The organism is Noviherbaspirillum aerium, assembly GCF_008929045.1.
GTDB lineage: Bacteria > Pseudomonadota > Gammaproteobacteria > Burkholderiales > Burkholderiaceae_D > Noviherbaspirillum > Noviherbaspirillum aerium.
The window spans coordinates 1-26,913 of sequence record NZ_VFAH01000013.1; the positions used below are offsets into that span (position 1 = coordinate 1).

Below are 26,913 nucleotides of genomic sequence, written 5' to 3' on the forward strand. Positions count from 1 at the left end.
CCAGTGTCGCATTGGCGCCGAGACGGGCCTTGTTTTCGGTGCCGTCGAGATCGATCAGGGTGCGGTCCAGGAAAGCCTGCTCATTGGCGTCGAGGCCCATGATGGCTTCGGAGATTTCGGTATTGATGTTTTCGCAGGCCTTGAGCACGCCCTTGCCGAAGTAACGGCTCTTGTCGCCGTCGCGCAGTTCGATCGCTTCGCGGGAGCCGGTGGATGCGCCCGACGGCACGGCCGCACGGCCCATGACGCCGGATTCCAGCAGCACGTCGCACTCGACGGTGGGGTTGCCGCGCGAATCGATCACTTCACGGCCGATGATATCTACGATGGCACTCATTCTATTCTCCCAAATCAAAGAAAACTCGTAAGGGCGCGGCTTGCGCGCCTTCTCATACTGCACCTGGCATTTGGCATGTAGCATGGTCCGCGCCCGACCCGCGTCCGCACCGACATGGCAGCACTGGATTGCCCCATAGGTAACGCAGTCCTATGCAGCCCGATGTCTGCCGGCGGTCTGCGCGGGTGATGAACGGCATGTTGCTGACATTCTGCGCGTTTGCTGCATGCGGACAGCGCAGGAGCGGCTATCGGCAAGGCCGGCAACCGCGGAATGCCTTGCAGCTTCCGCGGCCCGGAGAAATTTCCGGGATAGCAGCATTATTCATGGATGGACGCGCAACGCCCGGGCAAATCGCAAATTCCGATCAAGAAAAATCGGTTTCGATGAAGCCAGCCTTCTTGACCACGCGGTCCAGTTCCACCAGTGTGGATAACAGATCTTTCATTCGGGCCAGCGGCACGGCGTTCGGACCATCGGACTTGGCTTCCGCCGGATTCGGATGGGTTTCCATGAACAGGCCCGAGATGCCGGTGGCGACTGCGGCGCGTGCAAGCACCGGAACGAATTCGCGCTGGCCACCCGACGATGTGCCCTGGCCGCCGGGCAGCTGTACCGAATGCGTGGCATCGAAGACGACCGGGCAACCCGTTTCGCGCATGATCGCCAAGGAGCGCATGTCGGAAACGAGGTTGTTGTAACCGAAGGAAACGCCTCGTTCACACGCCATGAAATTGTCTTCCAACAGACCCGCTTCCTTGGCGGCGGCACGTGCCTTGTCGATAACATTCTTCATGTCGCCGGGTGCGAGAAACTGGCCCTTCTTGATATTGACCGGCTTGCCCGATTGCGCGCAGGCGCGAATGAAATCCGTCTGGCGGCAAAGAAAGGCCGGTGTCTGCAGGACATCGACCACTTCGGACACAGGCTTGATTTCATCGATTTCATGAATATCGGTCAGCACCGGAACGCCGATCTGGCGCTTCACCTGCGCCAGAATTTCCAGGCCCTTTTCCATGCCCAGCCCACGGAACGATGTGCCCGAAGACCGGTTTGCCTTGTCGAACGAGGACTTGTAGATGAAGGGAATACCGAGTTCGGCCGTCAACTCCTTCAAGCGACCGGAAGTATCCATCGCCATCTGCTCCGACTCGATCACGCACGGACCGGCAATCAGAAAGAAAGGCCGGTCCAGGCCGACCTCGAATCCACACAGCTTCATGCTGCCTTCCTTTGGGCCGCTGCCGCCTGCTTGCGCGCCAGCGCCGCCTTGATAAAAGAGATGAACAGGGGATGACCGTCACGCGGAGTGGACTTGAACTCCGGGTGATACTGAACGCCGACATACCAGGGATGCGCATTTTCGCCGTTGCGCGGCAATTCCATGATCTCGCACAGATTTTCCGTCGGCGTACGGGCAGACACCACCAGACCGGCCTCTTCCACTCGGCCAAGGTAATGATTGTTGGCTTCGTAGCGATGGCGATGGCGTTCGGTCACTTCGTTGCCATAAATTTCAGCGGCAATGGTATTGGGCTTGACCGCGCAGGTCTGCGCGCCGAGCCGCATGGTGCCACCGAGGTCGGAGTTGGCATCGCGCTTCTCGACCTTGCCGTCATGGTTCTGCCATTCGGTGATCAGGGCCACGACGGGATGATCGGTATTCGGATCGAATTCCGTCGAGTTCGAATTGGCGAGACCGGCCTTGTTGCGGGCGAATTCGATGAGGGCCACCTGCATGCCGAGGCAGATGCCGAGGTAAGGCACCTTGCTCTCGCGCGCATAGCGGGCCGCCGCGATCTTGCCTTCGACGCCGCGCTTGCCGAAGCCGCCGGGCACCAGGATGGCATCGTATTTTTCCAGGGCGGCGGTGCCGCGCTCCTCGATTTCTTCCGAGTCGATGTACTCGATGTTGACGCGGCTTTCGGTATGAATGCCGGCATGGCGCAATGCCTCGGTCAGGGACTTGTACGACTCGGTGAGATCAACGTACTTGCCGACCATGCCGATGGTCACTTCCGCCTTCGGGTGCTCGAGCGCAAAGACCAGCTTGTTCCACACGGAGAGATCGGCCGGCTTCGGATCGAGAGCAAGCTTTTCGCAAACGATGCGATCGAGGCCCTGGTCATGCAGCATCTGCGGAATCTTGTAGATGGTGTCCGCATCCCAGACCGAGATGACCGCGTCTTCCTGCACATTGGAGAACAGGGAAATCTTGGAACGCTCGTCATCCGGAATGCGGCGGTCGGCGCGGCACAGCAGCGCATCGGGCGAGATGCCGATCTCGCGCAGCTTCTGCACGCTGTGCTGCGTCGGCTTGGTCTTGAGCTCGCCGGCGGAGGCGATATAGGGAACCAGCGTCAGATGCACGAATGCCGCCGCATTGCGGCCGGCGCGCAGGCTCAGCTGGCGGGCGGCCTCGAGGAACGGCAGCGATTCGATGTCGCCGACGGTGCCGCCGATTTCCACGAGCGCCACATCAAAGCCTTCCGAACCGCGATGGATGTAGTCCTGGATTTCATTGGTGATATGCGGAATCACCTGCACCGTCTTGCCCAGATACTCGCCGCGGCGTTCCTTGCGGATCACGGATTCATAGATCTGGCCGGTGGTGAAGTTGTTGAGCTTCTTCATCTTCGCGGTGATGAAACGCTCATAGTGGCCAAGATCAAGATCGGTCTCTGCGCCGTCGTCCGTGACGAATACTTCGCCATGCTGGAACGGGCTCATCGTTCCGGGGTCGACGTTGATATAGGGATCGAGCTTGATCAGGGTGACTTTGAGGCCGCGCGATTCGAGGATCGCAGCGAGAGATGCGGCTGCAATCCCTTTACCGAGGGATGAGACAACGCCGCCAGTAACGAATACAAACTTGGTCATTGCTGGAGATGTGCCGAACGGCACGTGCGGGAAATTCAAATTATACCCCAATCCGGTTTTGCCATCCTTTTGTTTACCGGATTTTGTGTTTCCGGACCGGGCGCGATTGGTCACTGCCATGACATTGCCGCGGGCGCGGCAATTGCGCCCGCGGCAATGTCATGGGGTATAAGAGAATTGCAGGCGCAAAAAGTTTTGCGCTCCTTCGGCATCCGGCAAATCACGGATTTCATTACTCCGACGGACCAGACCCAGCCTGGCGCCGAAGTTCTGTCCCGTCCAGACGACTCCGGCTTCGATCTCTCCGACGACGCGCTTGGGATCGACGGTATGGGAATTGTTTTTCGAGAAAAGTCCGCCCTGCAGGGTGGCGTTGTAGCCAACCGCGCGCGCCTCGGCTCGCAGGAATCCATAGAACGCCGGCTGCTGCGGCAGCAGGTTCAGGCTTCCGGCCCGTGCCGTCAGGCCGACACCCAGGTCGGTGTAAATATTGCCGATACGCCCTTGCACCGATGGCGCCAGGTCGAAAGCATTGCCGGCCCGCCAGCGCACAGGCGTAATTTCACCATGCAAAACGACACCAATCTCATTTCTGACTTGCCTCGACCAGCCCTGGGGTAGCGGCTGGTCGATCACCCGGTGGAAATTGGTCTGGGTCCAGCGTCCGCCCGCGCATGGACCGAGACATCCTAGGTCCAGGCCGTAGCGCATGGAAGTCCCGTCGTTACGGTGGCTTTCCTTGAAAATGCCGCCATACAGCCAGCCTGCATAGGGATGGTCGGGAGGCCCGATCTGAGCAGGCGGCAACTTGATGTCCGAGGCGGTATACAACTCCTGCGCGACGCGCCAGCCGTATGTCACGGCGCCATCCGTTCCGCGCAGGGTCGATGCTTGGCCATAGCTCATGCCGCTCGTATAGAAGCCGTCGTCGCGGTTCAGCAGCAAGGTGTCATTGTCGATGCCGACGACATGCGAGGTCCGCCCCTCCTCCCGAGCCTTGCGGAAATCATCGAGAAACGTCGACATGGTGCCTGCCTCGGCAAAGCCGGTCATAACAATTCCTGCCATTCCGATAAATTGCCTGATGTGCCGGGTGTGCATAGTTGTTTTCAGGATGAGTGAAGAAGGGATCTGATCATGTCATGCAAGGCGCCTGCGGCAAGCGCCGGAGATTCCATGGGAAACAGGTGGCCGCCGGGGAGCTGGCGAAAATGCCGACCCACCAGGCGGCGCGTTGCCTGCAGGCCGGCTTGCCGGCATTCAACCGAGTCCTTTCCGCCGATGAAGCCCACCGGTACGGGAAAGCCGCGCCGGACCAGACGCCCGAGATGATGAGGCAGGCTGCGATAGACCGCCGTTTCGGTTTCGCGCGTGAACTTGAGCGTAACGCCGCCGTCCGCATGCGGCCTGATGCCGTGCGCAATATAGTCGCGCAATACGGATTCGGGCCATGCGGCGAACATCGGTTTGGAGGCATAGTGCTCGTAGGCGGCATCCGCATCGGGCCAGTGGTTGCGCCGTTTCTCGGAAAATCTCGCGGGGGAGAATTTCCTGTCGGCGCCGATTTTTTTCGCAACTCGAAGCAGCATTGCTCGCCATCCGGCAACAACCGGAGAATCCAGCAACACGACGCAACGCACCAGATCCGGCCGCGCCTTGGCCGCCATCAGGCTCAGCATGCCGCCCAGCGAATGACCGACCAGGATGACCGGTTCGCTATAGCGCGACAGGAGTTCGTCGATCAGCTCTTCCACCAGAGCGGGCCAGCCATTGGTGACGGGATATGCCGGATTATGGGCATGCATGTCGAGCGCCTCGACCGCATAGTGCTGCTGCAGATGCTCGAAGAAGACGCGATAGGTACCTGCCGGGTAGCTGTTTGCGTGCGCGAAATGCAGGATGGGTTTTTTCATTGAAAAGCTTAATGTCGCAAGGTCGGTGTGCTGGGCCGCTCAAGTCTCGACCTGTCATCGCAAGATGGAAACGTCCGCCAAAAGAGCATTCACAAAGAATAGGATTGTAATTCGAATATCTCAGTCAGGTTCAGCCTCCGCCTTTCCCTTCACTGTCCCGCTCATTGCTCCCGCCTTGATGTCCGCAGGAGCCGCGGCCGGCGTGTCCTGCCAATAACGGGCGCGTTCGCGGCGGTATTCCCTCACCTGGATGCGTTCATCCATCACGATCGTGACAGCGCCGGATTCGTCGCTGCGCAAGCGTCGTATGCCCAGTTCTCCATAGCGGTCATAGATCTCGGCTTTGGGATGGCGGTAGCGGTTGCGGTAACCCACCTGGAACAAGGCCAGCTCGGGATTGACAGCGGCGAGGAACTGCGGCGTCGAGGATGTACCGCTGCCATGATGCGGCGCCAGCAGGATAGACGCGCGCAGGCGTTCCGGATCATGCCTGACCAGTGCAAGTTCCTGGGCCGCCTCGATATCGCCCGGCAGAAGCGCCGCGCGACCGCCGGTGCTGATCCTGAGCGTGCAGCTGCGGGCATTCGGCTTGAGCTTGCTGAATGCATAGCTGGCGGCGCCGGGATGCAGCAGTTCGAACCGGATACCGTCCCAGGTCCATGAATGCCCTTCCTCGCATCGCCGGTGATGCCTGGACCGCAGCACGATGGGATGCTCTAGCGGCAGCGAAGACGACACGTCGGCGACATCGATTTCATCGAGGATGGACATGGCGCCACCGGAGTGGTCGGTGTCGCTGTGCGAGACCATCATCATGTCGAGGCTGCGGATGCCGCGGCCGGCAAGATAGGGAAGGATCACCCGGTTGCCGCTGTCGGATTCGGCCGAATATGCCGGCCCGGTGTCATACAGCATCCGGTGACGGGACGTTTCGACCAGCACCGCCGTGCCCTGGCCGACATCGAATGCAGTCAGCCATACCTGCCCGTCCCGAGGCCGCGTCGGCACGGCAAGCAGCACCGGGAGCAGGCATATCGCGCCCATCCAGCGCAGCGGCCATCCTCGCGGCGCCAGCAGCCAGAGCGTGCCGGCAAGCGCGATGGCAAAAGCCCACCACGGCGGCGCGGGCGTGCTCCATACCGCAAACGAAAATGCGCTGAGCCAAGTCAGAAACCCGGCAAGCCAGGAGATGAAGGCATGCGCTGCGATCAGCATCCAGTCCCCGGGCAGCGCGGGCACGATGGCACCCAGCAGCGACAGCGGCGTGATGACGAAACTGACCAAAGGGATCGCAAGCGCGTTGGCAACAGGACTTACCAGGGAAATCTGGCCGAACAGCAGCAAGGTGAACGGCACCAGCCCGATGGTCACGACATACTGCAGATGGCTGGCCGTCTTCAGCTTCGTCGGCAGGCTGCGCTGGATACTGGCGGATGCTTCAGATGCAGATACGGTCCGTCCGCTGCCCGCGAACAAGAGAATGGCGACGGCACTGAACGACAACCAGAAACCGGGCCACAATACCGCCCAGGGATCGAGCAGCACGACCACCCCCAGGGCCATGCACAGCACATGCGACACATCTGTGATGCGTCCGGACCACAGCGCCAGCGCCACGACCGCGAGCATATAAAGGGTACGCTGCGCAGGCACGCCGAATCCGGCCAGCATCACATACAGCAAGGCCGCCCCCAGTCCCGCCAGTGCCGCCGCCTTCTGCGCCGGAAGAAGCAGGGGCAGACGCGTTCCAATGAAAAACGAGCGTCGCCAGAGCGCCGAGAACAGCGCGGCCACCAGGCCGGAAATCATGGTGATATGCAAGCCGGAGATCGAGATCAGATGGCCGATGCCGGTGCGATTGAATACCTGCCAGTCATCCTGGCTTACCGCGCGCTGATCGCCGATAACGAGCGCGACGACGACGCCTGCATATTCCTTGCCGACGAGCGCTGTTTCGATACGCGAGCGCAGCCATCCCCGGCAACGCTCGATGGCATTGCCGACACCCGGCACGAAACCATCGAGCCGCTGATTCTTGAGAGAGGACTTCGCGTCCGCCCTGACATAGCCGGTGGCACGTATGCCCTGTTCCAGCAGCCAGGCTTCGTAATCGAAGCCATGCGGGTTCGCATTGCCATGCGGCCGCCGCAGGCGGACATTGAGTTGCCAGCGCTCTCCCGGCTTCGGCGCCGTTGCCTGCGCTAGGTCATCCCTGACCTGTGCCGAATACCAGGACAGTGCCAGGCGTTTCGGCACGGCAGCCGCCGCAGCGTCGGGCTGCACTACCCGTTCGACCGCCAGGTTGAAACGGACGCCCTGCGCAAATGCGTAAGGCAGGCTGTCGATCGTGCCGACCACGGCGACATCCCGGCCTTCCCAATCCTTTGAGAGTTCGTCATCAAGGTAATGCTGCGCCAGAATACCGGCCCAGGCGAATCCCATCACCATGCCGGACACAGCCATCAGCACGCAGCGCCATGCGGTATGCATACGCCTGTCTGCAAACGCGAGAACGACAATGGCGGCCGCGAGTGCCAGGACGAGCCATTGCGTCAGGGGCAGCGACGCCTGATGCTGCAATACCGCAGCGCCCGCGGCGAAACCGATCAGGGTACTGCGCATGCAGGTCAGGCGATGCCGGCCAGCCTGGGCAGGACAGCATGCGCATTGCGGCTGGTGACGCCGGCGATATGCCGCTCATCCACGCCGCGCAGCTCCGCCAGCACCGTGCCGATCGCGGGCAGCTGCTCCGGACTATTGCGCTCCGGATGCAGCCAGGCCGGCGAGATGTCGGGCGCATCGGTTTCGAGCACCAGCGACTCTTCCGGAAGATCGGCGGCGAGCCTGCGTATCTGCAGCGCACGGGTGAAGGTCATCGCTCCGCCGAAGCCGAGCTTGAAGCCGCGCCGGATGAACTCTTCCGCCTGCTGGAAGCTGCCGTTGAAGGCGTGGGCGATGCCGCCGCGAACGGTAATGCGCCGCAGGTACTTGAGTATCATGTCCTGCGAGCGCCGGACGTGGAGCAGAACCGGGAGGTCGAAGTCGCGCGCGATTTTCAGCTGCTCGCTATAGAAATGTTCCTGCTTTTCACGCAGCGGGCTCTGGGTCAATTGCGGAATGAAGAAGTCCAGTCCGATCTCGCCGATCGCCACCAGGCGAGCATCATCCATAGCTGCCTCGACCGTCTTGCGCAGCTGAAGAAGATCGCTTTCCTGCGCCTGCGGCACGAAGATCGGATGAATGCCCAGCGCATAGCTGCAATTCACATTTGCGGTGGCAAGCCTGCGTACCGTATCGAAGTTGTCGACGGCAATCGCGGGAATGACAATCATCGATACGCCACGCTGGCCGGCCCTGGACGCGATGCCTGCGGCATCGCCGGCGAACTCGGCCGCGTCAAGATGGCAGTGGGTGTCAATCCACATAAGGATGCAAGCCGTCTTCCGACAAGCGCAGTACGCGGTCGCAGTGGCGCGCGAGTTCGATGTCATGCGTGACGATGACGAAGGCGGTGCCGAGCGTGCGCGACAATTCCAGCATGAGGTCGAATGTATTGTGGGCCGTCGCGCGGTCGAGGTTGCCCGTCGGTTCGTCCGCCAGCACACAGGCGGGCTGGGTGACCAGCGCACGCGCCAGGGCCACGCGCTGCCGTTCGCCGCCGGAAAGTTCCCCCGGCACATGCGAGACCCGTGCGGCCAAGCCGACACGCGCAAGCACTTTCTGCGCCGCCTCATGGGCATCTGCGCGGGAGGTGCGCCGAATCATGAGCGGCATGCCGACATTATCGAGCGCGGAGAACTCGGGCAGCAGATGATGGAATTGATAGACGAAGCCAAGCGAGGAATTGCGGACCGCGCCGCGCGCGCTTTCGCTCATGCCGGCGAAATCCTTGCCGAGCAAGGTAACGTTGCCGCTGCTCGGCGTGTCGAGTCCGCCAAGCAGATGCAGCAGCGTGGACTTGCCCGAGCCGGACGCGCCAACAATCGCGACACGCTCTCCTTTCGACACGCTGAAATCGATGTCCTTCAGCACGCTCACCGAATATTTTCCTTGGGTGTAGGTCTTGGACAGGCCGCGGCACGACAATACTGTTTGATCCATATTCATTGTCCTCACCTCATTCGTAACGCAGCGCTTCGGCCGGACGCACATTGGCCGCGCGCCAGCTCGGATACAGCGTGGCAACGAAGGCGAGCACCACCGCAACCCCGCCAATGGTCCAGACATCGGGCCAGCGCAGATCCGACGGCAATTCGGTGATCAGATAGATTTCCTTCGACAGGAACTGGACGCCGAGCAGGCGTTCGATAAATGGCACGATGACGTCGATATTGAGCGCCACCAGCACGCCCAGGCCCACCCCGATGGCCGTTCCCAGCAGGCCGACCATCGCGCCCTGGATCATGAATATCTTCAGGATGGATGCCGGCGAAGCGCCGAGCGTGCGCAGGATCGCAATATCGGCCTGCTTGTCCGTCACCGTCATGACCAGCGTGGAGACCAGGTTGAACGCGGCGACCGCGATGATCAGCGTCAGAATGATGAACATCATGCGTTTTTCCGTCTGCACCGCCGCAAACCAGGTCCGGTTCTGCTTGGACCAGTCGAGGATGTACAGATTGCCGTTAAGGACCTTGGAAAGCGTCAGCGCCACTTCCGGAGCGCGCTGCATGTCTTCAACGCGCAGACGAAGCCCGGAAGGCGCTTCGAGCTTGAACATGCGCATTGCATCGTCGATATGGATGAAAGCCAGCCCGGAATCGTACTCGTGATGCCCGGCCTCGAAGATGCCTCCCACGGTGAACTGCTTGAGACGCGGCAGCACGCCCGCCGGCGTAATCTGCCCTTGCGGGGCAATCATGGTGACCTTGTCGCCGACATTGACATGCAGGCCGCGCGCAAGCTCGCGTCCGAGGACGATGTTGAATTCCCCCGGGCGCAGGTTTTCGAAGCTGCCGCTTTTCACCTGCGAGGCGACGTCCGACACCTTCGGTTCTTCCTGCGGCAGCACGCCCCGGATAATGACGCCGCGCACGGTATCGTCACGCGTCATCATGGCCTGCGCGGCGACGTAAGGAGCCGAACCCTTCACTTCGGCGACCTGCATGGCTTCCTTTGCCGTCACCTGCCAGTCCGGCAGGCTGCCGGTGGCATCATAGACTTCGATATGCGACAGCACCGACAGCATGCGGTCACGCACTTCCTTCTGAAAACCGTTCATCACCGACAGGACCACGATGAGAGCCGCGACGCCCAGCGCGATGCCCGCCATGGAAATCAGCGAGATAAAAGAGATAAAACTGTTGCGGCCGCTGCGGCGCCCGGCCCGCGTATAGCGCAGGCCGACCAGCCATTCGAACGGCAGATTCTTGACGATACTCAAAAACTACTCCCTGTGAGAAGTTGCACATTGTCCGCCGGTGGCGGATTTTACAGATCGATGTAGATGGAATGGCAACATCCGATGAAGTGCGCAGTTTGCCATACAATCGCGACATGAGTCATCTCGATATCCTGATCCCCTTCGCCTTGCCGCCGGCCGAACTCGCCGCCGATCTGCTCCGGGAGGTCGACGCCCCCGCCCTCGCCACTCTTCTCTCCCGCTCGAAATCCGAACCTGCCGCGAACCGGCATGAGCGCTTCGACGACTTCGCGCGCGCACTTCCGCACGAAACCTGGATGGTCCGCCGCTTCGGTCTTCTGGCGCAGCTCGAACGCAGCGGCAGCCCTCCGGTGGGAGCGCAACTGCTTCGCTCGACGGGTGCAGCAGGTATAGCAGATATAGCAAGTACAGCGGTCGATTCCGGCTTCTGGTTTGTCATTCAGCCGGTTTACATCCACATCGCGCGCGACCATCTCGTCCTGACCGATCCGCGCCAGTTAATGCTAACGGAAACGGAATCCCGCCACCTGTTTGAAATCGCAAAACCCTTGTTCGAGGAAAGTGGCCGGGATTTGCGATTTTGCAATGAAAGCACCTGGCTGCTCCGTTCCGACGACTGGGCGGAACTCGCCACCTCCTCTCCGGACGCCGCTGGCGGACACAATATCGACATCTGGATGCCGCGCGGCCCCGGCGAACGCGAGTGGCGCAAAGTGCAAAACGAAGTGCAGATGCACTGGTTTCAGCAAGCTTTCAACGACGAGCGGGAAGAGCGAGGCCTCAAGCCCGTCAATTCCCTTTGGCTGTGGGGCGGCTCGAATGCGGCAATGCCCGCAGGCACATCGCCTTACGGCGCCGTATTCAACCTGAATGGCTGGATGGCCGCCGTGGCAGCGTCATCGCCCCGGCACTTGAAGGCGAATTCCGTCGCTGAGCTGGCCGCAGCGGAAAGCGGCCCGGCCCTGCTTGCGCTCGACGACCTCGTGGGACCGGCGCTGTCGAATGACTGGGCAGAATGGATAGCTGCCTTCAACCGACTGGAAAAAGACTGGTTCGCGCCATTGCATGAACGACTCAAATCCGGAAAAATGGATGCGCTGACACCGATTCTTACCAATGACTCCCGCCTTTTCCGCTGTACCGCATCCCGGTCGTCGCTGCGAAAATTCTGGGTCAAACCCAATCTTGCCTCTTTGAGCACATGACCCGCATCGCCGCCCGCAATTATTCCTTCCGCCACGCCGAAATGCTGCATCAGCAAGGCGTGCATCCCGTGCTTGCGCGGCTGTACGCAGCCCGCGGCCTGGTCGACGCGCGCGAGTTGTCAAGCGAGCTCGCCTCCCTTATCACGCCTTCCGGACTGCTGCACATCGATGCGGCGGCGAGTTATCTGGCTGATACCATCGCCGCCGGAAAGAAGATGGTGGTGGTCGCCGACTATGACTGCGACGGCGCAACCGCGTGCGCCGTCGCGCTGCGCGGCCTGCGCGCCCTCGGCGCCCGCATCGACTACATCGTGCCGAACCGTTTCGAATACGGCTACGGCCTGACGCCGGAGATCGTCGAACTCGCCATCCGGGAGAAATCTCCCGACGTCATCATCACCGTCGACAATGGCATTGCGAGCATCGACGGCGTTGAAGAAGCCAAGCGGCGCGGAATTGATGTCGTCGTGACCGATCACCACCTGCCGGGAGACAGGTTACCCGACGCGCGCGTGATCGTGAATCCGAACCAGCCTTCCTGCGGTTTTCCGAGCAAGAATCTGGCAGGCGTCGGCGTGATGTTCTATGTATTGCTTGCCCTGCGCGCGGAAATGCGCAAGCGCGGGCTGTTCGATGCGCAGACGCAGCCCAAGCTCGACAGCCTGCTGGACCTGGTGGCGCTTGGCACCGTGGCCGACGTGGTCAAGCTCGACGCAAACAACCGCATCCTGGTCGCCCAGGGCCTCAAGCGCATGCGCGCCGGGCGCATGCATGCAGGCATCGCCGCACTGTTCCGCGCGGCTGGACGGGAAGCGCGGCGCGCCACGCCTTTCGACCTCGGCTTCGCCCTCGGCCCGCGCCTGAATGCCGCCGGCCGCCTGGCCGACATGTCGCTCGGCATCGAATGCCTGACCACCGATGACGAAGGCCGGGCATGGGCCATTGCACAGCAGCTCGACAGCATCAACCGGGAGCGGCGAGACATCGAAGCCGGAATGCAGGATACCGCCCTGAGCCTGCTCGACACCTTCGAGCCGGCCAGCAGCACGACGATTAGCGTATTCGACGAATCCTGGCACCAGGGCGTGATCGGCATCGTCGCCTCGCGCCTCAAAGACAAGTTCTACCGGCCCACCATCACCTTTGCTCCAGGAGGCGAAGGCCTGATCAAGGGCTCCGGCCGCTCGATCGCGGGCTTCCATCTGCGCGACGCGCTCGATCTTGTATCCAAGCAAGCGCCCAGCCTGATCCAGAAATTCGGCGGGCATGCCATGGCAGCGGGCCTGACCATCCCGGCCGAAGCCTTCGACGCCTTCTCCCGCGCCTTCGAAACCGTCGGACGCGACTGGCTGACGGAGCATCAGCTGGAGCGCATCATCGAAACCGACGGGCCGCTGGAAGAAGCTTATTTCACCCCCCAGTTCATCGAGCTCATTGACGGCCAGGTCTGGGGCCAGGGTTTCGCACCGCCGGTTTTTTGCGACGAGTTCCGCATCATCAGCCAGCGTATCCTGAAGGAAAAACACCTGAAGCTGACGCTGGAGAAAAGCGGAAGACGCTATGACGCCATCTGGTTCGGCCGGACCGACGACTTGCCCGAACGTGTGCTTGTCGCCTATCGGCTCGATGCAAATGAATTCAATGGCGCAACCAGGGTGCAATTGCTGGTGGAGCATGCTCAGCCCGCCTGAACCCGCAAGCGGTCAGTCAAGCGCCGCGGCCACGTGCCGCTTCATGCCGCCGAGAGGCCGCAATCGTCCCTGTACAGCCGAAAATCCGGCCGGGTTTGCATTGAACCGCTTACCCCTCGGGTATAATGTAAGGTTTGATTGCAAGAGATACTGCCATGGAAGCCGAACGCCTAAATTCCCTCTCCTCGCTGCTTGCGGACCTGTCTGGCCGCGCAGCAGAACTTCGGAGGTATCTTTGACTTCGATGTGAAGTCGGAGAAACTCGAACAAGTCAACGCCGAACTCGAAGATCCGAGCGTCTGGAACGATCCCAAGCGCGCCCAGGACCTCGGTCGGGAAAAGAAATCGCTTGAGGCCATCGTCCTCAGCCTGACCAAGATCGATGCCGATCTCGCGGATGCGCGCGATCTGTTCGAGATGGCGCGGGAAGAGCAGGACGAGGATACCCTGCAAGCCATCGAACAGGATGCCGACGAACTGCGCAAACTCGTTGAAGGCATGGAATTCCGCCGGATGTTTTCCAATCCGATGGACCCCAACAATTGCTTCATCGATATTCAGGCAGGCGCCGGCGGCACGGAAGCCCAGGATTGGGCATCGATGCTGCTGCGCCAGTATCTGCGCTATTGCGAACGCAAGGGTTTCAAGACCGAGATTCTTGAAGAGTCGGAAGGCGAAGTCGCCGGCATCAAGACCGCGACCATCAAGGTCGAAGGCGAATACGCCTACGGCTTCCTGCGTACCGAAAGCGGCGTGCACCGCCTCGTGCGCAAGTCGCCGTTCGATTCCGCCAACGGACGCCACACCTCGTTCTCCAGCGTCTTCGTCTATCCGGAAGTCGATGAATCGATCGAGATCGACATCAATCCGGCGGATGTACGCACCGATACCTTCCGCGCCTCCGGTGCGGGCGGCCAGCACATCAACAAGACCGACTCCGCGGTGCGCCTGACGCACGGGCCTTCCGGCATTGTCGTGCAGTGCCAGAACGACCGCAGCCAGCATCGCAACCGCGCCGAAGCCTGGGCCATGCTGAAGTCCCGCCTGTACGAACTCGAATTGCGAAAGCGCATGAGCGAGCAGCAGAAAATGGAAGACGCCAAGACCGATATCGGCTGGGGCCACCAGATTCGTTCCTACGTACTGGATCAGTCACGCATCAAGGATCTGCGCACCAACCATGAGGTCGGCAACACCAAGGCCGTGCTCGATGGAGACCTGGACGATTTCATCGCCGCCTCCCTGAAACAGGGTGTCTGATTCCGCGCCCGTGCCTGCACCAAGCCATCTGCCCAATCACGCAAACATCAAATGACTAATCAAATCGAAAACGCCGCGCCGGTACAGGATGAGAATTCCATCATCGCCGAGCGCCGCGCCAAGCTGGCCGCCCTGCGGGAACAGGGCATTGCCTTCCCGAACGATTTCCGTCCGGAGCACAAGGCTGCCGACCTGCATGCGCAATACGGCGAACTGGCCAATGAACAGCTGGATGCCAGTCCGGTAACGGTTCGCGTCGCCGGGCGCATGATGCTCAAGCGCGTCATGGGCAAGGCTTCGTTCGCAACTATCCAGGACGGCTCGGGCCGCCATGCGGAAGGCCGCATCCAGCTCTATATCACCAATGACAATGCCGGCGAAGCCGCGCACACGGCATTCAAGCATTACGATCTGGGCGACCTGCTCGGCGCTGAAGGCACATTATTCAAGACCAAGACCGGCGAATTGTCCGTCAAGGTGACGGCACTGCGCCTGCTGACAAAATCGCTGCGTCCGCTGCCGGACAAGTTTCACGGACTGTCCGACCAGGAGACGAAATATCGCCAGCGCTATGTCGATCTCATTACCAGCGAGGAAACGCGCCGCACCTTCAAGGCCCGCACTGCCGCCATGTCGTCCATCCGCCGCTTCATGGACAGTCACGGCTTCATGGAAGTCGAAACGCCGATGCTGCACCCCATTCCGGGCGGCGCCGCGGCAAAGCCCTTCGTCACCCACCACAATGCGCTCGACATGCAGATGTTCCTGCGCATCGCTCCCGAGCTTTACCTGAAGCGCCTGGTGGTCGGCGGCTTCGAACGCGTGTTCGAAGTCAATCGCAATTTCCGTAACGAAGGCGTGTCGCCAAGGCACAACCCCGAGTTCACCATGATGGAGTTCTACGCGGCCTATGTGGATTACAAATGGCTGATGGACTTCACCGAAGCCGTCATCCGCCAGGCGGCGATCGATGCGCATGGCACGGCCCAGCTTACCTACCAGGGCAAAGAGCTTGACCTGGGCAAGCCTTTCCATCGCATGACGATTGTCGGAGCCATCAACAAGTTTGCACCGCACTACACGAACGAACAGCTTCAGGACGCCGGCTTTCTCAAGTCCGAACTCAAGAAGTTCGGCGTGGAGCCGTTCGCAAACGCCGGCTTGGGCGCATTGCAGCTTGCCCTCTTCGAGGAAACGGCGGAATCGCAATTGTGGGAACCGACCTACATCATCGATTACCCGGTGGAGGTCTCGCCGCTTGCCCGCGCCTCCGATACCGTGCCCGGCATCACCGAACGTTTCGAACTCTTCATTACCGGCCGCGAAATCGCCAACGGCTTTTCGGAATTGAACGATCCGGAAGACCAGGCGGCGCGTTTCCAGGCGCAGGTCGCGGCGAAGGATGCCGGAGACGAAGAAGCCATGTATTACGACGCCGACTATATTCGCGCGCTCGAATACGGCATGCCCCCTACCGGTGGTTGCGGTATCGGCATCGATCGCCTCATGATGCTGATTACCGACTCTCCGAACATTCGCGACGTCATTCTTTTTCCGCATCTGCGCAAGGAAGACTGAGCAGCTGTCTGTCCCGCCGGGTCGCGGGGCGGGCAAGCAACCTGCCTGCAGGGAGCGGACGAAATCACTCCGCTCTTTTCCGTCCCTTCCCTACCCTTCCGCTTCGACGATATCGTCACCCCCGTTCCAATCTGATCCTGCGCAAACGGGTTACAAAGCATTACAGCTTACACACTACTTGTGTTTTATTTCCGAGACCCAACTCCGATAATGAATCAAAGCTGCCATTGACGCCATCAGCATTCATAGGCGAAGACAATGACAGCGACTTTCAAAGGAGGACAGCATGGAAAACATCAAGACACCAAACCGCATTCACCCGCTGGTTGCAGGTGCAGCAATTTCCGTCATGTTGGTAAGCCTGACCGGCGTAGCAGCCATTACGGGGATGATTCCCAATTCCCACAGCACAAGCGCCATCGCATCAGGCAATGTGGGTAATTCCATTGGCGCAGCAGCAGCGGCAACATCGCCGGCAGCATTGGTGGAACGCGCTCCTGCTCCTGAGCCGGTAGCCAGCGCGCCTTCCCAGACGAGTACGCGCGACAGACTTGAGCGCAATGAGGCCCCGCCTTCCCCGCAGACCAAGGCACAGCGCACTCAAGCCCACCAACAGTCTCCTTCCGTCGCACAGGCACCCGCCGTTTGCAAAAGCTGCGGGCAGGTCGAATCCATTCAGGCGATACAGCAACCCGCGCAAGCCAGCGGAGTTGGCATGGTGGCGGGCGCGGTGCTTGGCGGCGTGCTGGGCAATCAGATTGGCGACGGGAGCGGCCGGAAGATTGCAACAGTCGCAGGTGCGGTTGGCGGAGGATACGCCGGCAATGAAGTAGAGAAACGCACACGGGCAACAACGACTTACCAGGTCAGGGTTCGCATGGAAAACGGTGCTGTACGCACGTTCCCATTCACCCAGCAGCCGGCATGGTCCTCTGGAGACCGCGTCCGCGTAGTCAATGGACAACTGGTCGCCCGTACGTAAGCAGCATGGACCGCAGCATTACTATTCCCAACATGCTGGCCGAACGAGTTTTTTCAACCGTGCCGGCAGTTGCGGGAAGTCAAGTGGCGAAAGATTGACTCCGCCTGCAGGGGGCAAGCTCGCGACTTGAAGCCTGAACACTTGTCATTGGGTCCACGCGGCAGCATACTTGTCTTTTTTGCATTTCCATTTGCTTTTCAACTTGCGGAGAAAACTGCTTGTGGAACACGGCAACGACAAACATCCCATGCAAGCACCGCTGATGCGGAGGCGAACCGATAGACCGAAATCGTCGGACAGCGGCAGTATCGACCGTTACATCACGGAGGCGAAGGCGCTCGGCCGGATGGCCGACGCACCTTTCCCCTACCTCGGCGAGAAGCGGGCTGACTGGCGAAAAACCCCCTTTGCCGACTTGTACGACTTCGCTCCGGTCGGCTACTTCTTGACCACGCAGAACGGACTCATTCAGGAAGTCAACCTCACTGGCGCAGGCCTGTTCGGCATTTCACGCGACACGCTTCGGGGTAGAAATCTGATCGACTTTGTTTGTCTGGATATGCATGCGGTCTTCCAGGACTTCTTGCGGCAGGTGACTCAAAGCACGACAAAGACGACCTGCGAACTCACATTTCTCGATGTGGATAAAAAACCGTTCTTTGCCCATGTGGAAGCCAATGCCGACGTTGAAGGAAAAGCGTGCCGCATCGTGCTGTGCGACATCAGCGAACGCAAGCAGGCTGAGTTGGCCCTGATAGAAAGCGAAGAAAGATTTCGCTTGATGGCCGATTCCGCGCCAGTGCTCATCTGGATTACCGGTCCGGATCAGCAGTATGTCTGGTTCAACAAAATGTGGCTGGATTTTACCGGCCGCCCGCTGGAACAGGAACTGGGATATGGCTGGACCGAAGGCATCCATGTGGAGGACCTGAAGTCCTGCCTTGCGGAGCAGGCTGCCGCATTTGAAGAGCGCCGGCCGTTCACGGTGGAGTATCGGCTGCGAAACCGCGACGGTCATCATCACTACATGCTGGCACACGGAGTCTCGCGCACCTCCCCGTCAGGAAGATTCCTTGGCTATATCGGCAGCTGCACCGACATCACCGAACGCAAGAAGGCGGAAGAACAGCTCAGGCATTCGCGGCAGATGCTGCGGCACCTGGTGTCCTATCAGGAGCGCGTACGGGAGGATGAGCGCAAACGGATTGCGCGTGAAATCCACGATGATCTAGGACAGAATCTGCTGGCATTGCGGATCGATGTCTCCATGCTGCACACCCGTACCGGCTCCGCGCATCCGAAATTGAATGAACGTGTCACCATCGCGCTCAATCATATCGATGCCACCATGAAAGCCGTACGCGCAGCCATCAATAACCTGCGCCCAACCGTATTGGATCTTGGCTTGACGGCGGCAATCGAGTGGCAGGTTCAGGACTTCCAGCGGCGCAGCGGCATTGCTTGCGAACTGGCTATGGAAGACGATATCAGCCTCGACGACAATCGAGCCACTGCGCTGTTCCGCATCCTGCAGGAATCATTGAACAACGTGATCCGGCATGCGCAGGCGAGCCAGGTCGAGATCGAGCTGTACAAGGAGGCCGGGCAATTGATCATGCGAATTGCCGATAACGGCATTGGCATTTACCCGGACTGCAGGAGAAGGGCCAATTCCTTCGGCCTTGTCGGCATTGAAGAGCGAATCAATGCGCTTGGCGGCGAGCTGGAAATTGACAGCAAGCCGGATAGCGGCACCACCCTTGTGGTGTCGCTGCCGCTCAATGCGGTCTGATCCTTATCGCCAGCCAGAGGCTGTTCGATAACTGCGGTGAGGAAAAGTTATTGGGCTTCTTCGATCCATGCCATCTGGATCGCTTCCAGGATTTTCTCGCCCGAGCGCTGCGGGTCGTCGTCAAACCCGTCCAGCTCGCAGACCCACTTGTGCAGATCGGTGAACCGCACGGTTAGCGGATCGACATCAGGAAATTTGTCGAACAACTCTTCGGCGATGCGGGTCGTATCAGTCCATTTCATGTCGGCACGTCCGTTCAGTGATTTTCGCTCGCATGGTTGATCGTGTATTTCGGAATCTCGACCACTACATTTTCTTCGGCAAGCACCGCCTGGCAGGACAACCGGGACGTGGCTTCAAGACCCCAAGCGCGGTCCAGCAGGTCTTCCTCCTTTTCCTCCAATTCATTCAGCGACTGGAAGCCTTCGCGCACGACGACATGGCAGGTTGTGCAGGCGCACGATTTTTCGCAGGCATGCTCGATGTCGATATCGTGTTCAAGCAAAGCATCGCAAATGGTCTTGCCTGCCGGCGCTTCAATGACTGCACCTTCCGGGCACAGGGTTGCGTGAGGAAGTACGACGATTTGGGGCACTTGGGAATCCTTGCAAAATGGATGAGATAAATTCGATTTCTCAGGCAATCTGGTCGAGCTTTTTGCCGGCGAGCGCGGCGCGAACGCTGCGGTCCATGCGCCGGGCGGCAAACTCTTCCGTGCCTCTGGCGAGTGCTTCGACGGCAGCCTTGATGGCAACGTGGTCTTCGCCCTGAAGACATTCGCGCACCTTTTCCATCGATGCCTCCACGTCCGAACGTTCCTGCTCGGACAGCAGCGCGGCATCCGCTTCCAGAGCGGACTGGGTGGCAAGCAGAATACGCTCCGCTTCCACCTGCTCTTCCCGCAATGCGCGCAGCTTCATGTCGATGTCCGCCGAATTGTAGGAGTCCTGCAGCATCCTGGCGATATCGTCATCTCCGAGTCCATAGGACGGCTTGACGGTGATTGATGCCTCTACTCCGGAATGCTGCTCCCTCGCCGACACTGAAAGCAGGCCGTCCGCATCGACCTGGTAGGTAACGCGAATCCGGGCAGCGCCCGCGGCCATTGGCGGAATGCCGCGCAGCTCGAAGCGCGCAAGCGACCTGCAATCCGCAACCAGTTCACGCTCGCCCTGCACCACATGGATAGCCATTGCTGTCTGACCGTCCTTGAACGTGGTGAACTCCTGGGCACGCGCACAAGGAATCGTGGAATTACGCGGTATGACTTTCTCGACCAGCCCGCCCATGGTTTCGATGCCCAGCGATAGCGGGATCACGTCAAGCAGCAGCCAGTCGTCGCCGGGAGCACGGTTGCCGGCAAGCAGATTGGCCTGAATGGCGGCGCCAAGCGCAACCACCTTGTCGGGATCGATATTGGCCAGCGGCGTAGTCTCGAAAAAATCGCCGACCGCCTTGCGCACATGCGGCATGCGAGTTGCTCCGCCCACCAGCACCACGCCATCGACGTCATCGACCGTCAGGTTGGCGTCACGCAAGGCCTTGCGGCAGGGAGTCATCGTTTTGGAGACAAGATGCTGGGTGATCTGAGCAAAGACTTCCGCAGTGAGGGTCAGATGCACTTCCTCGCCCGAGTTCAGGATGGCATCGATATGCGTTTCCGCCTGTGTCGACAGCAATTCCTTGGCTTCGCGCGCCTTGACCATCAGAATGCGCATGTCCTTGTCGGACAAGGGAGCGAGGTTGCCATGCTCCACCACCCAGCAAAGGATGCGGTGATCGAAATCGTCGCCGCCGAGCGCCGAATCACCGCCAGTGGCCAACACTTCAAACACGCCCTTGGTGAGCTTGAGGATGGAGATGTCGAATGTTCCACCGCCAAGATCATAGACGGCATACACCCCTTCCGAACCATTGTCGAGTCCGTACGCGATGGCCGCGGCGGTCGGCTCGTTGAGCAGGCGGAGAACATTCAGGCCGGCGAGTTTGGCCGCATCCTTGGTGGCCTGGCGCTGCGCGTCGTCGAAATAGGCCGGCACCGTGATCACCGCACCGACAAGCTCATCGCCGAGCGCATCTTCCGCGCGCTGGCGCAGCGTGGCGAGAATCTGGGCCGAGACTTCCACCGGGCTTTTAACACCGGCTATGGTTTTCAGTTGCACCATTCCCGGCGCATCGACGAAGTCGTAAGGCAGATTTTCGGCGTAGGCAATGTCCTTGAGTCCACGACCCATGAAACGCTTGACCGACACCACAGTATTCTTCGGATCGGTGGTCTGCGCCGCCTGCGCCTTGTAACCGATATGCGCATGTCCGTTCGGCAGATAGCGGACAATCGATGGCAGCAACGGATGCCCCTCTTCGTCGCTGAGAACCTCAGGAATGCTGCTGCGCACCGTCGCCACCAGCGAGTTGGTCGTGCCAAGATCGATACCTACCGCCAGCCTGTGCTGATGCGGCGCGGTGGACATGCCCGGTTCGGAAATTTGAAGTAAAGCCATATTAGTTTTTCGGTATCGGCACGGTCACGTCCGCAAGGCGGTCGTTGTCGATCGTCAGCCTTCAAGTTGTTCAAAAACTGCCTGTACTTCGTCGGCAAACTTTTCGAGAAACATCAATTGCCGCACGCGCTGGGCGGCGGTCGCAAAGTCTCTTTTATCCAAGATGCTGCCGATGTCACTGATCTCTTCCTTGCGGGCTGCACGCAGTTCCCGGTCAAGACGGTCAAGTGCATCGAGATCCTTATCCGCTCTTGCGTCCTCCAGTGCCTCACGCCATTCCATCTGCTGGATCAGGAATTCCTTCGGCATGGCGGTATTGGACTCGATCTGCAAATCAACACCATTCAGTTCGCATAGATAAGCCGCGCGCTTGAACGGATTCTTCAATGTCTGATACGCCTCGTTGGCTCGTGTCGCCCACTGCATCGCGACACGCTTCTCCGAACTGCCGGCGTTGGTAAACTTGTCCGGGTGCACGCGGTTTTGCACTTCGCGATAGGCCGCATCAAGTGCTGCGCCATCGATCGCAAATTGCTGCGGCAGCTGGAAAAGCTCAAAATGATTTTGCATGACCACCCAAAAGAAAAGCCTGTTCGTACTTCAACAGGCTTGAACAAGCTTGGACAGGGCTCTTCTCCGCGCAGGAAGAAGTCACCCGGTTCATTCAAATGCGGAAGCTTTCACCGCAACCGCACTCGTCTTTCACATTGGGATTATTGAACTTGAAACCTTCGTTCAATCCCTCGCGAGCGAAATCCAGTTCGGTCCCGTCGATATACGGCAAGCTTTTTGGATCGACATACACCTTCACGCCATGCGACTCGAACACGCTGTCCTCAGGCGCGCTTTCATCGACATACTCCAGCTTGTACGCCAGACCGGAACAACCGGTCGTACGCACGCCGAAGCGCAAACCAATGCCCTTGCCGCGCCGTTCGATATAACGATTGATATGCTTTGCAGCTTTCTCGGTCAATGTGATTGCCATAACGCTTCAGTTTCCTTCTCGACTCCGTTGTTTAGGCAGCGGCGCCTGATCAGGCCGCTTCCTTGGCTTCGCTGCCGTGCTTGGTCTTGTAATCCTGCACAGCCGCCTTGATGGCGTCTTCGGCGAGGATGGAACAGTGGATCTTCACCGGCGGCAGCGCGAGCTCTTCCGCGATCTGGGTGTTCTTGATGGACAGTGCCTCGTCCAGTGTTTTTCCCTTGACCCATTCGGTCACGAGAGAAGACGAGGCGATCGCGGAACCGCAGCCGTAGGTCTTGAATTTCGCATCCTCAATGACGCCGTCGGCGCCGACCTTGATCTGCAGCTTCATCACGTCGCCGCAGGCGGGCGCGCCCACCATGCCAGTGCCGACCGTATCGTCGCCCTTGTCGAATGCGCCCACATTGCGCGGGTTTTCATAATGATCGAGTACTTTTTCCGAGTAAGACATTTTCTTGCTCCTTGTATCTTTTAAAAATCAGTGCGCAGCCCATTGGATCGTGCTGAGATCGATCCCGTCCTTGTACATATCCCAGAGCGGCGACAGTTCGCGCAGTTTCGCAACCTTGGACTTGATCAGCTCGATGGTGAAGTCAATATCTTCTTCCGTCGTGAAGCGGCCGATGGTGAAACGAATCGAACTGTGCGCCAGTTCATCGCTGCGCCCCAGCGCCCTCAACACATAAGATGGTTCCAGGCTGGCCGAAGTACAAGCGGAACCGGAAGATACCGCGATATCCTTGATCGCCATGATCAGGGACTCACCCTCGACATAGTTGAAACTGACGTTGAGGTTGTGCGGCACGCGATGATCCATGTCGCCGTTGATATACACCTCTTCGATTTCGGTCAGTCCTTTCGCCAGGCGGTCACGCAGGGATTTGATCCGTGTGATCTCCTGGTCCATCTCTTCCTTGGCGATGCGGAAAGCTTCGCCCATGCCCACGATCTGATGCGTGGGTAGCGTGCCGGAACGCAGGCCGCGCTCATGGCCGCCACCATGCATCTGCGCCTCGATACGTACCCGCGGCTTGCGGCGCACATACAGCGCACCGATGCCTTTCGGGCCGTAAGTCTTGTGCGCGGTAAAGGTCATCAGGTCAACCTTCCATTTTTCGAGGTCAATAGGCATCTTGCCGGTTGCCTGGGCGGCATCGCAATGGAAAATGATGCCCTTGGAACGGCAGAGTTCACCGATCTCCGGAATCGGCTGAATCACACCGATTTCGTTGTTGACCAGCATGACGGAAACAAGGATGGTGTCGGGGCGAATCGCCTCCTGCAATTGCTCCAGCGTGATCAGACCGTTGTCCTGCGGTTGCAGGTAAGTCGCTTCGAAACCCTGGCGCTCCAGTTCACGTACCGTATCGAGAACGGCCTTGTGCTCTGTCTTGACGGTGATGATGTGCTTGCCCTTGGTCTTGTAGAAATGCGCGGCGCCCTTGAGCGCAAGATTGTTGCCTTCGGTGGCGCCGGAGGTCCAGACAATCTCGCGGGGATCGGCATTGACCAGCGCTGCCACATGCGCACGCGCCTCTTCCACTGCCTTCTCGGCCGTCCAGCCATACATATGGCTGCGCGATGCCGGATTACCGAATTGCTCGCGCAGATAGGGAATCATTTTCTCGGCGACCCGGGGATCGATCGGCGTCGTGGCCGAGTAATCCATGTAAATCGGAAAATGCGGTGCCTTGATGGTATCGATCAAGCTTTTTTCCAAAGGTGCGTTCATACTGGCTAACTCCAATCAGGCGGCTATATGGGGGCGCGGCATCAATACCACGTTATGTTCGGCGTTCTTTTGTCGCTGCTGGTCTACCAGGTCCTTCAACGACACGGAATCCAGGTATTCGACCATCTTGGCATTGAGCGTTGCCCACAAATCATGTGTCATGCAACGGGTGCCGTGTTCATGTCCGGGACTATGGCAATTTTCCTTGCCACCGCACTGGGTTGCATCGATCGGCTCATCGACGGCAATAATGATGTCGGCCACGGTGACTTCTTCCGGCTTGCGTGCCAGCGTATAACCGCCGCCAGGACCGCGTACCGACTCGACGATTTCATGGCGGCGCAACTTACCGAACAACTGCTCAAGATAAGACAGCGAAATCTCTTGCCGCTGGCTGATTGCCGACAATGTCACCGGCCCCTTGTCGTCGCGCAGCGCGAGATCAATCATCGCAGTTACTGCAAAACGGCCTTTAGTAGTCAGACGCATATCCCTCAACTCCAGTGCAATACTTCGCGGTTGTTAAGCCGAATAAACCTAGATCCCGAAGATTTTAGTCAAGTATATCAAAGTTGAGTAAATTTGTCAGGTATTGGAGGGGGACGCGCTTGAGGCCGTGTTCATGCTTTTCGTGGCAATAACGCACGGGTGAACAGGCGGGAGACGGGGTTGCCCGAATTGCTTACAAGTTTGAAATTATTTCACAATTTGCAGAGACCTGCCGGCGGCGAGTTCCGTTATGAGACGGAATCCTTTTTTCATCGGCTGGAAAGCAAGCTATTGCAGCTTGAAGCGGACAAATATCATGTAAGCGGTGGGATCCTTGCCGTAGGACCCTGCCATATGCGAAGGTACCAGATGGCGGCTGATGAAAGCGCCGACGTCCAATCCAACCGGCCCCTGGATTCGGAGATCCTGATAGTAGCCCGCAGTGACGCGGTTCAACGTGAACAAATGGCGTTGCAGGGCTTCATTCTCACGCATGAGGCTATCGCTTCCGACCTGTTCGATACGGCCGAAGATCGAATGTACGCCAGCCACGCGCAATGTCGACTCGAACAGCAGTCCGGAGTGACTCTGGCGATTCTTGCGTGCATTGCGCCCCCACGCGAATGTGGCCTGCCAGTCTCCGCCAGTGAAGGGCAGACTATAAGTCGCAGCAAGCGCGGTACGGCGCACCTGCTCGCCAGGAACAAGATTATCCAGATTGCTGACTGACCCCCGGCTTAGCTTGATCAGCCAGTTTTCTGCGGGGCTGAAGGCCAGCCGGGTGGAATGCCAGTTCGCGCGTATTGTGCCCCCTTGTTGCTGAACCGCATTTTCCTTGGCCCGTCCGGCGGCTTGCAGAGAAGTGCCCTCTATGCTGAGGCGCTTCCAGCGATAGCCAAGCATGAACCCTTTGTCATTGACGTTGAAACCTTCCTGCCAGTTTGCAAGACGCATCGCCTCGTTGTCCGCAAGGAAGGATGGTTGATCCATCAGGTCAGCTACCGTCCCTCTTTTCCCTTCAAAATAAAACCCCATGGTTTTGCGGCTGGGTGACTGCTTGTAGAAGTAGTCATTGGTGGAGTATGGCGATATGGACAAAGAATGCGGGATTGTCCGTTCAGACCCTGGCGCGGGTTCATCAAAGTGGGGAGAGGAAGCAGGATCTGACGCAGCAGGGCCGATCATGCTTTTTTCATCCACCCTTTCATGCAATGCGGCAGCTGCATTGCCTGCAGTTAAAGTTAAACAGACTATTGAAAATACGGCCGGCAAGAAGGTTTTCATGATGTCATTTCATTGCTGGAATTACTTTTATCCTAGCAATCTTTGTACCATGTAATTATTCTATTGATAACAATCAGATATTCCAGCCTCGGCTGTGGTGGTGCTTAATATTTACCTTTCCCAAGAATGATTCGTAACTCGCGTTTATTTGCATTTTTTACATTGAAGGATAGGCCAACGCGCCGATCTCAATTTATAAGCCATATTGCTGATCGCGTTTATCCGACCCCAATGGAATCGCAGCGCACTGATCGCTTAGCGGTTGGATTCAACTTGTTCCGGACTGGTCCTTATCCCATTACTGGCAATGGCTTTGAAAAGGCCGCGACACCCGTCCTCGATATAATCAAGCACAAGATCGAAGTCTTTCGAACCGCGGTAATAAGGATCATGAACGATGGATGCTGCGTGCTGTGTTGCATAGGACATCAGCAAGCCAATTTTATGTTGGTAAGCGGGAGGACATTTGCGCTGCAGAATTTCAAGGTTGTTGAAATCCATTCCAATGATCAGGTCGAAGCGCACAAAATCAGCGCTTTCAATTTTTCTGGCACGCAACCGGCTCAAATCATAGCCTCGCTTGCGTGCAGCAATCTGTGCACGCGGATCGGGCGCTTCGCCTTCATGGTAATCATGGGTTCCGGCGGAATCGATAAGGATATATTCGTGCAATCCTGCGTCGCATGCCATCTTGCGCAGTACCCCTTCGGCAGTCGGGGAGCGGCAAATATTGCCCATGCAAACGAAGAGAACGCGTGTCGTATCCATAAATCTGCCTCCATCAACGTCCCTGCCCTGTAGCAGCATTAGATCAAGCGGGATGATGAATTCATCTTGGCAAATTACATGTTCGTTGCCATGATTTTTAACAAAAGTGTTTTATGAGCAGCAGATTAGC

24 protein-coding genes and 1 pseudogene are annotated in these 26,913 nt (G+C 58.9%); 6 read left to right on the forward strand and 19 right to left on the reverse strand.

What is annotated here, in order from left to right; genetic code table 11:
* From eno to FH061_RS18050, 9 genes and pseudogenes are all read right to left on the reverse strand, one after another.
* A pseudogene (gene eno, locus FH061_RS18010) lies at positions 1-337 on the reverse strand (phosphopyruvate hydratase); the annotation flags it as partial.
* 367 nt (positions 338-704) lie between these two features.
* Complete coding sequence (kdsA, locus tag FH061_RS18015; protein WP_151637227.1) at positions 705-1,559, reverse strand: 3-deoxy-8-phosphooctulonate synthase; 855 nt, start codon at positions 1,557-1,559, stop codon at positions 705-707.
* On the reverse strand, positions 1,556-3,217 hold the full coding sequence (locus FH061_RS18020; RefSeq protein ID WP_151637228.1) for a CTP synthase: 1,662 nt from the start codon (positions 3,215-3,217) through the stop codon (positions 1,556-1,558). The genes kdsA and FH061_RS18020 overlap by 4 nt, the downstream gene beginning before the upstream one ends.
* A gap of 159 nt (positions 3,218-3,376) precedes the next feature.
* The gene (locus tag FH061_RS18025; protein ID WP_225984719.1) at positions 3,377-4,318 is read right to left on the reverse strand and encodes a lipid A deacylase LpxR family protein; all 942 of its coding nucleotides are present in this window, start codon (positions 4,316-4,318) and stop codon (positions 3,377-3,379) included.
* 8 nt (positions 4,319-4,326) lie between these two features.
* Positions 4,327-5,130, reverse strand: coding sequence for an alpha/beta fold hydrolase (locus FH061_RS18030; protein WP_151637229.1), 804 nt, complete (start codon positions 5,128-5,130; stop codon positions 4,327-4,329).
* A 120-nt stretch (positions 5,131-5,250) separates the two neighbouring features.
* Positions 5,251-7,752, reverse strand: coding sequence for a DNA internalization-related competence protein ComEC/Rec2 (locus tag FH061_RS18035; RefSeq protein ID WP_151637230.1), 2,502 nt, complete (start codon positions 7,750-7,752; stop codon positions 5,251-5,253).
* 5 nt (positions 7,753-7,757) lie between these two features.
* Positions 7,758-8,555, reverse strand: coding sequence for a TatD family hydrolase (locus tag FH061_RS18040; RefSeq protein WP_151637231.1), 798 nt, complete (start codon positions 8,553-8,555; stop codon positions 7,758-7,760).
* Complete coding sequence (lolD, locus tag FH061_RS18045) at positions 8,545-9,231, reverse strand: lipoprotein-releasing ABC transporter ATP-binding protein LolD (RefSeq protein WP_192805124.1); 687 nt, start codon at positions 9,229-9,231, stop codon at positions 8,545-8,547. Before lolD ends, FH061_RS18040 begins: the two co-directional genes overlap by 11 nt.
* A gap of 16 nt (positions 9,232-9,247) precedes the next feature.
* Positions 9,248-10,513 carry a lipoprotein-releasing ABC transporter permease subunit gene (locus tag FH061_RS18050; RefSeq protein WP_151637233.1) on the reverse strand — a complete coding sequence of 422 codons (1,266 nt, stop codon included), beginning with the start codon at positions 10,511-10,513 and terminating at the stop codon, positions 9,248-9,250.
* Positions 10,514-10,581: 68 nt separating this feature from the next.
* Between FH061_RS18050 and FH061_RS18055 the strand changes: the two genes are divergently transcribed.
* From FH061_RS18055 to FH061_RS18080, 6 genes are all read left to right on the forward strand, one after another.
* Positions 10,582-11,718, forward strand: coding sequence for a hypothetical protein (locus tag FH061_RS18055; RefSeq protein WP_225984720.1), 1,137 nt, complete (start codon positions 10,582-10,584; stop codon positions 11,716-11,718).
* Positions 11,715-13,409: a single-stranded-DNA-specific exonuclease RecJ gene (recJ, locus tag FH061_RS18060; RefSeq protein ID WP_151637234.1), complete on the forward strand. Its 1,695-nt coding sequence runs from the start codon at positions 11,715-11,717 to the stop codon at positions 13,407-13,409. Before FH061_RS18055 ends, recJ begins: the two co-directional genes overlap by 4 nt.
* 155 nt (positions 13,410-13,564) lie before the next feature.
* Positions 13,565-14,669 (forward strand): peptide chain release factor 2 gene (gene prfB, locus FH061_RS18065; protein ID WP_151637235.1). Its coding sequence is split into 2 segments (ribosomal slippage): positions 13,565-13,645 and positions 13,647-14,669, totalling 1,104 coding nucleotides; the frame shifts between segments, so codons are not numbered across the junction.
* 51 nt (positions 14,670-14,720) lie between these two features.
* Positions 14,721-16,247, forward strand: coding sequence for a lysine--tRNA ligase (gene lysS, locus FH061_RS18070; RefSeq protein ID WP_151637236.1), 1,527 nt, complete (start codon positions 14,721-14,723; stop codon positions 16,245-16,247).
* Between the two features lie 286 nt (positions 16,248-16,533).
* Complete coding sequence (locus tag FH061_RS18075; RefSeq protein ID WP_151637237.1) at positions 16,534-17,229, forward strand: outer membrane lipoprotein; 696 nt, start codon at positions 16,534-16,536, stop codon at positions 17,227-17,229.
* Positions 17,230-17,491: 262 nt separating this feature from the next.
* The gene (locus FH061_RS18080; protein ID WP_192805125.1) at positions 17,492-19,021 is read left to right on the forward strand and encodes a PAS domain-containing sensor histidine kinase; all 1,530 of its coding nucleotides are present in this window, start codon (positions 17,492-17,494) and stop codon (positions 19,019-19,021) included.
* Positions 19,022-19,068: 47 nt separating this feature from the next.
* On the opposite strand, the gene iscX is transcribed toward FH061_RS18080, so the two are convergent.
* From iscX to FH061_RS18130, 10 genes are all read right to left on the reverse strand, one after another.
* Positions 19,069-19,263, reverse strand: a complete 195-nt coding sequence (iscX, locus tag FH061_RS18085; protein WP_151637239.1) for a Fe-S cluster assembly protein IscX — start codon at positions 19,261-19,263, stop codon at positions 19,069-19,071.
* Positions 19,264-19,277: 14 nt separating this feature from the next.
* The gene (gene fdx / locus FH061_RS18090) at positions 19,278-19,616 is read right to left on the reverse strand and encodes an ISC system 2Fe-2S type ferredoxin (RefSeq protein ID WP_151637240.1); all 339 of its coding nucleotides are present in this window, start codon (positions 19,614-19,616) and stop codon (positions 19,278-19,280) included.
* Positions 19,617-19,656: 40 nt separating this feature from the next.
* Positions 19,657-21,522, reverse strand: a complete 1,866-nt coding sequence (gene hscA / locus FH061_RS18095) for a Fe-S protein assembly chaperone HscA (RefSeq protein ID WP_151637241.1) — start codon at positions 21,520-21,522, stop codon at positions 19,657-19,659.
* 54 nt (positions 21,523-21,576) lie between these two features.
* Positions 21,577-22,092: a Fe-S protein assembly co-chaperone HscB gene (hscB, locus tag FH061_RS18100; RefSeq protein WP_151637242.1), complete on the reverse strand. Its 516-nt coding sequence runs from the start codon at positions 22,090-22,092 to the stop codon at positions 21,577-21,579.
* A 94-nt stretch (positions 22,093-22,186) separates the two neighbouring features.
* A complete protein-coding gene (iscA, locus tag FH061_RS18105) occupies positions 22,187-22,510 on the reverse strand; it encodes an iron-sulfur cluster assembly protein IscA (RefSeq protein ID WP_151637243.1) in 324 nt (107 codons plus the stop codon).
* 49 nt (positions 22,511-22,559) lie between these two features.
* Entirely contained in the window at positions 22,560-22,961 is a 402-nt protein-coding gene (iscU, locus tag FH061_RS18110; protein WP_151637244.1) for a Fe-S cluster assembly scaffold IscU, read from the reverse strand.
* A 27-nt stretch (positions 22,962-22,988) separates the two neighbouring features.
* Entirely contained in the window at positions 22,989-24,242 is a 1,254-nt protein-coding gene (locus FH061_RS18115; RefSeq protein ID WP_151637245.1) for an IscS subfamily cysteine desulfurase, read from the reverse strand.
* A gap of 15 nt (positions 24,243-24,257) precedes the next feature.
* Entirely contained in the window at positions 24,258-24,731 is a 474-nt protein-coding gene (iscR, locus tag FH061_RS18120) for a Fe-S cluster assembly transcriptional regulator IscR (RefSeq protein WP_151637246.1), read from the reverse strand.
* A gap of 288 nt (positions 24,732-25,019) precedes the next feature.
* The gene (locus tag FH061_RS18125; RefSeq protein ID WP_151637247.1) at positions 25,020-26,015 is read right to left on the reverse strand and encodes a hypothetical protein; all 996 of its coding nucleotides are present in this window, start codon (positions 26,013-26,015) and stop codon (positions 25,020-25,022) included.
* Positions 26,016-26,270: 255 nt separating this feature from the next.
* Positions 26,271-26,783 (reverse strand): low molecular weight protein-tyrosine-phosphatase, encoded by a 513-nt coding sequence (locus tag FH061_RS18130; RefSeq protein ID WP_151637248.1) that lies wholly within the window; start codon positions 26,781-26,783, stop codon positions 26,271-26,273.
* Positions 26,784-26,913 lie beyond the last annotated feature (130 nt).